An 8,876-nucleotide genomic window follows, 5' to 3' on the forward strand; every position below is an offset into this window, starting at 1 on the left:
ATACAAAATCTGAAAATACAATATATTTTTTGAATTAAATTGAACTCAAAAATCAAAAGAAAACCCGACCGTTTTTGAAAACTATCGGGTTTATAATATATTCAGAAAAGAAAATCTAATTCTTATTTCAACCCAGCAATACTCTGCTCAATTGTAACAATTTTTGCTAAAGCATCTGCTTCTTTTTGTTTTTCATTCGCTAGAACTTTTCCCGGTGCTCCGCCAACAAATTTTTCGTTTGATAATTTAGCCTGAACTGATTTTAAGAAACCTTGCGTGTAAACCAACTCTGCAGTTAGTTTTGCGATTTCAGATTCAACATCAATATTTCCGCCTGAAATCGGAATGAAATATTCATTTGATTTTACACGGAAAGATAACGCTCCATCCACTTTAGATGAAACATATTCGAAAGCTGAAACATTTCCGAGCTTCGTTACAACAGAGTCAAAATAAGTCGAGATATTTTCGCTGTTTATCGCTTTTAATTCGATAGCATCTTTAAACGGAATATTTTTATCTTTTCTGATGGTTCTGATTCCTGAAATTACTTCAATTGTATTTTCAAAATCAGCAATTAAACTTGCATTGAACGGCTTTAATTCCGGCCATGTTGAAACGATCAAAGCCTTCTCAGGGGTTCTGTCAGCAATTAAATGCCAAATTTCCTCAGTTAAGAAAGGCATAAAAGGATGAAGTAACTTCAAGTTGGTTTCTAACATTTCGATTGCTTTATCAAACGTTGCTTTATCAATTGGTTGTTGATAAGCCGGTTTAATCATCTCAAGAAATAATGCACAGAAATCATCCCAAACCAATTTATAAATCGCCATTAACGAATCTGAAATTCTGTATTTCTCAAAATTATCTTCAATATCAACTAAAGTTTGCTGCAGCTTTGCTTCATACCATTCGATCGCTACTTTGGATGATTCAGGTTGAGGAATAGTTTCAGAAACTTCCCAGCCTTTAATCAATTTAAAAGCATTCCAGATTTTATTAGAAAAAGCTTTTCCCTGGTTACATAATTCTTCATCAAACATAATATCGTTTCCTGCAGAAGCGCTTAAAAGCAATCCTACGCGAACGCCATCAGCACCAAACTTTTCGATCAAGTCTAAAGGATCGGGCGAATTTCCTAATGATTTAGACATTTTACGACGTTGTTTATCACGAACCAAACCAGTCAAATATACATTTGTAAATGGTTTTTTACCAGCATATTCGTAACCCGCAATAATCATTCTGGCAACCCAGAAAAACAAAATATCCGGACCTGTAACCAAGTCGTTTGTTGGATAGTAATATTTGTAATCTGCACTTTCAGGATCCAAGATTCCGCCAAAAACAGACATTGGCCAAAGCCAGGAAGAGAACCAGGTATCTAACGCATCAACATCCTGTCTAAGGTTGTCGGTTGTTAGTTGTTGGTTGTTGGTTCTTTCTTTTGCTAATACTAAAGCATCTTCAATATTTTCAGCAACTACGAAATCTTCTTTTCCGTCTCCATAATAATACGCCGGGATTTGTTGTCCCCACCACAATTGGCGAGAGATATTCCAATCGCGGATATTATTCAACCAGTGCGCATAAGTGTTTTCGAAACGTTTAGGATGCAATTTAATATCGCCGTCAACCAAAACTGATCGAATTGCCGGTTTTACTAAATCTTCCATTTTCAGGAACCATTGATCTGATAATCTTGGTTCGATTACCGCTTTTGTTCTCTCAGATGTTCCCACCTTATTCAAATGGATTTCGGTCTTCGCCAAAGCTCCAATTTCTTCTAATTCTTTTGCAATTTCAGCACGAACCACAAAACGGTCTTTACCCTGATAATGCAATCCGAAACTATTTAAAGTTGCATCTTCATTAAAAATATCAATGATTTCAAGATTGTGCTTTTCTCCCAGCGTTTTGTCGTTCATATCGTGAGCCGGAGTTACTTTTAAACATCCTGTTCCGAATTCTACATCTACATATTCATCTTCAATAATTGGAATAACTCTTCCACAAATAGGAACGATGGCGCTTTTGCCTTTTAAGTGTGTAAAACGTTCATCATTCGGATTAATACAAATAGCAGTATCTCCAAAAATAGTCTCCGGACGTGTTGTAGCAATCGTCAGGAAATCTTCAGAACCTTCGATTTTATATTTTAAGAAAAATAATTTTCCTTGTTGCTCTTCATAAATAACTTCTTCGTCAGATAACGTTGTTTTCGCTTCCGGATCCCAGTTTACCATTCGGTAACCTCTGTAGATCAATCCTTTATTGTACAAATCAACAAAAGATTTGATTACAGATGCTGACATATCCGGATCCATAGTAAACTTGGTACGTTCCCAATCGCAAGATGCACCTAACTTTTTAAGTTGATCTAAGATTACACCACCGTATTTATCTGTCCATTCCCAGGCGTGAGCCAAAAATTCTTCGCGGGTTAGATCATTTTTATTGATTCCTTCCGCTTTTAATTTTGCTACAACTTTGGCTTCAGTAGCAATAGATGCGTGATCCGTTCCCGGAACCCAGCAGGCATTGAAACCTTTAAGGCGCGCTCTACGAATCAAAACATCCTGAATGGTATTGTTCAGCATGTGCCCCATATGAAGGACTCCTGTTACGTTTGGAGGCGGAATTACAATCGTATAAGGTGTTCTATGATCTGGCTCCGAATGAAAATAGTTGTTTTTCATCCAGTAGTCATACCATTTATTCTCGATCGTTTTAGCGTCAAATTGTGCTGGAATTGTCATTTTATATGGGTATTATTTGTATCGTTAATTATTAATCACTTAATTTTTTTACTGTTTTCTAATCATTATTATAAACAATTAAATAGCTAAACAAATAAAAGCTAAACTTTGGTTCAGTTTTTGTAATTGTAACTCGCAACAAAAGTAAATAATTAAGTACACTATAAAAAGCGAAATAATAACGAAATATTAATTTGTGTATTAATTAAAACAAAGTATATTTACTTACAACTTTAAACAATTTCAAAATGAAAAATGTTGCCACTTTTATTGCAATAGTATTATTTAGCACAATTGGTTACTCGCAAAAAGGACCAAAAATTGAATTTGCTGCTCAGGATAATACTATCGATTATGGTAAAGTATCGAAAACTGATAATGCAGTCCGATCTTTTGAGTTTACAAATACCGGAGATGCGCCTTTGCTAATAACATCTGCAGAATCTACAGTAAGTTCTGTTGTAGTTACTAAACCAGCTTCGGCTATTATGCCGGGTAAAAAAGGCAAAATTGATGTAAAATATAATATGTCTGCTGGTCCAATTCGTAAAACAATAACTGTCGAAACCAATGCTGTTAATCAACCAGATGGTCGGATCGCCTTAAAAATTAAGGGCGAAGTTTTATAATAAAATACTAAAATAGAAAAAGCCGTTTCCTTAAAATGAGAAACGGCTTTTTTATTGGTCATAAAACCAGGCTGTTTTGTTTTATTTATTTACAGTCAATATTTTTAAACTTGTATTTTACCTTATCAAAATCTATAGGCTTACCCTTTTCAAAATAAGAAACTCCAAGTGATGTCACGATAGAGCCATTTCCTAAAACAAGCTCATTTCCTCGTTTTAAAAATGCCATTGGATTTTTGAAAACCCTGTCTTTATTTGTTCCTTGTCTAAAGGTATAATCAGCAAACAAAGTGTCTCCGCGAAATTCTCCTTTGATTTCCCCAATCTTTTCTGATGCAAACTCAATTTTCATGACAAAATCTCCTGTAATTTTGCCGTCTTTCAAAGTATTCAATTTTAGTTCAAGAGTATCACTTTCGTAAATTGCTTTATAACAATCCTCCTTTACGAACTTTTCCGCTTCGGTTTTAGGTGCTTCAACGCCATCAGAACTTTTGTTTTTTTTACAGCTTTGGAATCCGATGCAAACAACAAGCAAACAAGATAAAATTTGACTTTTCATAATTCGAAATTTAAGTTAATTAAACTAAAGTATAAATCTACAAATTCTTAATTACAAATTCACTTCTTCTGTTCAATTCGTGTTGTTCTTCAGAGTAGGAATCATCACTTTTGCATTTTATGATTGGAACGGATTCCCCATATCCTTTTGCAATAATTCTTTTCCTGTCAATGCCGGACTCAATTAAAAAATCCTTACTTGAAGAAGCTCTTTTTTGAGATAAATCTTCATTAAATTTAGCATTCCCCCTGGAATCCGTATGAGATCCTATTTCGATAACCATTTCAGGATATTTCTTCATCAAGGCGATAACCCTGCCTAAAACTACTTTAAATGGTTTACGGATGTAACACATATTATAATCAAAATGTATGGTCATAACCATAACCAATTCTCAGAGAAGGCGAAATATTAATATCATTAAAGCACTTACCGCATCATTGATTATATGAGCAGCCCATGATTCAAATTTTTCATTATATAAAACGTTTGCAGTCGGGAAAAAAAGAAAAAAGAAAAGAACTAAATTAATTAGACAAAAATATTTTTTGATCATAAATTAACATTAAAACTTGTTAAAAATAATTAATTATTAATTAAATCACCCATATACTCTTATTTGTTCGATTTAAGCAATAAACACAAATTAATTACCTCATTCTATCCAGCATCATATTAATAAATTTTAATAATTACAATTCATCTTCTAAACGAAAACGAAACTTTAGTAACACACTATTTCGTTCAATTTCTAAATTAATCCAGACATCTTCTTCTGACTTTAATAGTTGATTAATTTGTTCCAAAGTATATTTGTATGGCCTATTTTTATTAATGCTGATGATCACATCACCACTCTTTAGTCCACATTTTTGTGCAGCAGAGTTTTTACGGACATTCACAATTTCATAAATTGGCTTCAATTGAAATTTATACTTAAAATCCTGTTCCCTGTTTTTTGCATTTAGTTCATCACTACTATTTATTACACTGACCATTTCGAAATGTACCGTCTCCTGTACCCATTGCAGACCGTTATGCTGAATTGTGATACCGCTTTTATTGTAGGTAAAAGCCTCATTATATTTATTGTTTGGCTTTAAGTATATTTTTTTATCTTCATAATCTAAAACAAGCCTGAATCTTTTTAAGATTTCACCTCCCACAGAACCTATTCGTCCTCTTACCATTTTTACATTTTTAATAGAACTGGAATCAGGAAAAGCTACAATAGGGTTTTTAAATCCAAAATCCGCTAAATAGAATTTAGAAATTTTTGCCCGATGCCCTTCAATATCACCACTAAATCCCTTTCCTAAAAAATCAGGAAAATTCTTTTTAGGCAATTCTATTTTGTCATTTTCAAAAATCCAAAAAGAATCACTATTACCAATGTCAATTAATAGTTTAGCCAAAATTTCTGTGCCATTAACTACTGCTGTAGCATTGAGATAAGGTTTGGATTTTTCAATAGTGATTGGAATAGCCTTATACTTTTTTCCCAATTCATCACGTATTTTCTCATTATTGCTATGTACAACAACCTTTTTTTTCTGGTAATTAATTTCGACAATATTATTTTTAAAAAATTTATATCCTATAATACCGTTTACGGGAATCCCTATATGAGAAGACAAATTAAAACCCTGGTCTAATATTATATAAACCAAGTGATTTGTTGATTTAAGACCATGGGTTTGTAAAATATTATTGGTTGATTTTAAGCCTTCTATTTCCTCATCACTACCTAAACCCCTCAGCTTAATTTTTTGTACATTATTAAAACTCACTTCTTTTTTTTCTTCCATGCTGAACAAAATTGTTTCATCCACACCGGAATCAAGTAAAAAATTAAGTTCAATACCGTTCACTTCTATTGGAATAAAAACTAAGTTATTAATCAGTTTAAAAGGTATTACAACTTTATTTTTATTCTTTTCAATCAAAAAATCATCTTGTGCTATTAGTACAAAAGATGTCAAAAGTCCAAAAAACAAGATGATATTTTTTTTCATTGATGGTTTTTTATTATAAAATTACTAAAAAAATTGATTATTGTTACAATTTCATAAGTACCATCATTGTTTACGTTAAATTGAAAAAAAAAATGCAAATTTGCACTTCAATAATAAAACACATGCCAACAATTTCAAACAAAGGCAGAAACATGCCCGAATCACCGATACGCAAATTAGCTCCTTATGCAGATCTTGCTAAACAAAAAGGAAAAAAAGTGTATCATTTAAACATTGGTCAACCGGATATCAATACACCCGAAGTGGCCATCGATGCGGTAAAAAATATTGATTTAAGCATTATAGAATACAGTCCTTCTGCCGGATACGAAAGTTATAGAAAAAAGTTAGCTCAATTTTACCAACGCCAAAATGTAAATGTTAATTCAGAAGATATCATTATCACTACTGGTGGTTCTGAAGCCTTATTGTTTGCACTGGCTACTATTACAGATCCTGGAGATGAAATTATCATTCCGGAACCTTTTTATGCTAATTATCATGCATTTGCATCATCGACCAGCGCAACCGTTATTCCGGTAATTTCTACAATAGAAAGTGGTTTTGCTTTACCAAGTATTGAAGATGTCGAAAAATTGATTACATCAAGAACCAAAGCCATTTTAATTTGCAATCCGGGAAATCCCACTGGTTATCTATATTCTGAATCAGAGATCAAACAATTAGCATATTTAATCAAAAAACATGATTTATATTTAATTGCTGATGAAGTATATCGTGAATTTTTGTACGATGGAAATGATGTACATTTTTCAGTAATGAATCTGGAAGATGTAAAAGAAAATGTAATCATGGTTGATTCTGTTTCCAAACGTTACAGTATGTGCGGTGCCCGAATTGGCTGTCTGGTAACTAAAAACAAACAAGTGCTGGCGACAGTAATGAAATTTGCCCAGGCGCGTTTAAGTCCTCCAACTATTGAACAAATTGCGTGTGAGGCTGCTATCGATACTCCTCAAAGTTATTTTGATGAAGTAATTGCAGAATATAAAAGTCGTCGTGACACCTTGATAACCGAACTAAACAAAATTGAAGGTGTAATCGTAACCAAACCAAAAGGAGCTTTTTATTGCATTGCACAACTGCCAATAGAAAATTCTGAAGATTTTGCTCAATGGCTTCTGGAAAGCTATGATTTAAATGGTGAAACCGTTATGGTTGCTCCTGCTGCGGGTTTTTATTCAACTCCAGGAATGGGATTGAATCAGGTAAGGATTGCGTATGTGCTAAACAAAAAAGATTTAGTTACTGCTGTAAACATATTAAAAGAAGCCCTTTTGGTTTACAATAAAAGATAAACCAGTTTAAAAATTTTAATTGCAAAAGACAGTAACTACTTCAGTTATTGTCTTTTGTGTTTTTAATAAACAATGATTTCTTTTTAATTTAAATTATATCTAAAAAGGAACAATTAAATAGTAAAAACGATAGAAAAGGTTTCCTATTTATTAATTATCTTTACCTCCTTAAAAAGATACACCCATAATAATAGTAGTTTTTAATGATAAACAACGAGGATTTTCAAGACGAAACAGGAGACAATCATTTTAGCAGCAATGCTCAAAACCCTGTAAGACAGGATGCTTTTGACTTAAGCGATGATGAAAAAATAGAAAGAATAAAAAAAGATGTTGAAAACATTCTGCAAACATTGGGAATGGATTTAACTGATGACAGCATAAAAGGTACTCCAAACCGGGTTGCTAAAATGTTTGTCAAGGAAATTTTTGGTGGTTTGAACCCTTCAAAGCAACCAAAAGCATCTACTTTTGACAATAATTACAAATATGGGGAAATGTTAGTTGAAAAAAACATTACCGTTTATTCTACCTGCGAACATCACTTATTACCAATTATCGGACGTGCTCACGTGGCTTATATTTCAAATGGAAGAGTTATTGGTTTATCTAAAATGAACCGCATTGTAGAATATTATGCCAAAAGACCCCAGGTCCAGGAACGTCTTACTATGCAGATTGTTCAGGAATTACAAAAAGCTTTAGGAACTGAAGATGTTGCCTGCGTTATTGATGCTAAACACCTTTGCGTTAACTCAAGAGGTATTAAAGATATCGAAAGCAGTACCGTAACTTCTGAATTTGGTGGAAAATTTAAGGACCCTCAAACAAAAAGAGAATTTTTAGACTATATCAAATTAGAAACACAATTCTAATTTTTTACGATAATTCTATTATATTTATAGTCTAGCCCTGATGGAAGCGACATCCTTTTATGGTGGTGTTCACCATAAAAGATACAGCGTACAGCAGGATTTGGCTTCTAAAAATCTAATTAAATATGCCTTTATATACAAGTCAACATTTAAAAATATACAATTCACTTTCAGGTGAAAAAGAAAATTTCAATCCAATTCACGAAGGAAATGTTGGAATGTATGTTTGCGGGCCTACCGTTTACAGTAATGTACACTTAGGAAATGTGAGAACATTTATGTCCTTTGATGTTATTTTCAGGTATTTTTTACATCTTGACTATAAAGTACGTTATGTTAGAAATATTACTGATGTTGGACATATCGTAGATGATGTTGATGAAGGCGAAGATAAAATTGCCAAAAAAGCACGTTTGGAACAATTGGAACCTATGGAAGTTGTGCAACGCTATACAGTAGATTTTCATGAAATACTAAAAGCTTTCAACTTTCTGCCGCCAAGCATTGAACCTACGGCTACCGGACACATTATTGAACAAATAGAAATCATCAAAAAAATTATTGATACCGGAATTGGTTACGAAGCCAACGGATCTGTTTATTTTGATGTCGTAAAATATAATGAAACCAACAATTACGGAATTTTAAGCGGCCGAAATATTGAAGATATGTTAGCCAATACACGTGATCTTGATGGCCAGTCTGACAAAAGAAATC

The 8,876-nt window shown here is 33.0% G+C and carries 8 protein-coding genes; 4 read left to right on the forward strand and 4 right to left on the reverse strand.

Annotated elements, in window-relative coordinates:
• Nucleotides 1–122: 122 nt before the first annotated feature.
• On the reverse strand, nucleotides 123–2,759 hold the full coding sequence (locus tag ABI657_RS13195; RefSeq protein WP_348097735.1) for a valine--tRNA ligase: 2,637 nt from the start codon (nucleotides 2,757–2,759) through the stop codon (nucleotides 123–125).
• A 248-nt stretch (nucleotides 2,760–3,007) separates the two neighbouring features.
• Between ABI657_RS13195 and ABI657_RS13200 the strand changes: the two genes are divergently transcribed.
• Complete coding sequence (locus ABI657_RS13200) at nucleotides 3,008–3,388, forward strand: DUF1573 domain-containing protein (RefSeq protein WP_348097736.1); 381 nt, start codon at nucleotides 3,008–3,010, stop codon at nucleotides 3,386–3,388.
• 85 nt (nucleotides 3,389–3,473) lie between these two features.
• Here the strand turns inward: ABI657_RS13200 and ABI657_RS13205 are convergent, their stop codons facing one another.
• The 3 genes from ABI657_RS13205 to ABI657_RS13215 form a co-directional block, all read right to left on the reverse strand.
• Nucleotides 3,474–3,950 carry a hypothetical protein gene (locus tag ABI657_RS13205; RefSeq protein WP_348097737.1) on the reverse strand — a complete coding sequence of 159 codons (477 nt, stop codon included), beginning with the start codon at nucleotides 3,948–3,950 and terminating at the stop codon, nucleotides 3,474–3,476.
• Nucleotides 3,951–3,987: 37 nt separating this feature from the next.
• Nucleotides 3,988–4,329: an OmpA family protein gene (locus ABI657_RS13210; RefSeq protein WP_348097738.1), complete on the reverse strand. Its 342-nt coding sequence runs from the start codon at nucleotides 4,327–4,329 to the stop codon at nucleotides 3,988–3,990.
• 313 nt (nucleotides 4,330–4,642) lie between these two features.
• A complete protein-coding gene (locus tag ABI657_RS13215; RefSeq protein WP_348097739.1) occupies nucleotides 4,643–5,965 on the reverse strand; it encodes a PDZ domain-containing protein in 1,323 nt (440 codons plus the stop codon).
• Nucleotides 5,966–6,087: 122 nt separating this feature from the next.
• On the opposite strand from ABI657_RS13215, the gene ABI657_RS13220 reads away from it, so the two are divergent.
• The 3 genes from ABI657_RS13220 to ABI657_RS13230 all read left to right on the forward strand — a co-directional run.
• Nucleotides 6,088–7,284, forward strand: a complete 1,197-nt coding sequence (locus tag ABI657_RS13220) for a pyridoxal phosphate-dependent aminotransferase (protein ID WP_348097740.1) — start codon at nucleotides 6,088–6,090, stop codon at nucleotides 7,282–7,284.
• Between the two features lie 203 nt (nucleotides 7,285–7,487).
• The gene (gene folE, locus ABI657_RS13225; protein WP_348097741.1) at nucleotides 7,488–8,159 is read left to right on the forward strand and encodes a GTP cyclohydrolase I FolE; all 672 of its coding nucleotides are present in this window, start codon (nucleotides 7,488–7,490) and stop codon (nucleotides 8,157–8,159) included.
• A gap of 125 nt (nucleotides 8,160–8,284) precedes the next feature.
• Nucleotides 8,285–8,876, forward strand: a 592-nt coding sequence (locus ABI657_RS13230; protein WP_348097742.1) for a class I tRNA ligase family protein, incomplete at its 3' end; no start/stop codon positions are given.

This window comes from Flavobacterium sp. (assembly GCF_039930565.1).
Taxonomy (GTDB): domain Bacteria; phylum Bacteroidota; class Bacteroidia; order Flavobacteriales; family Flavobacteriaceae; genus Flavobacterium.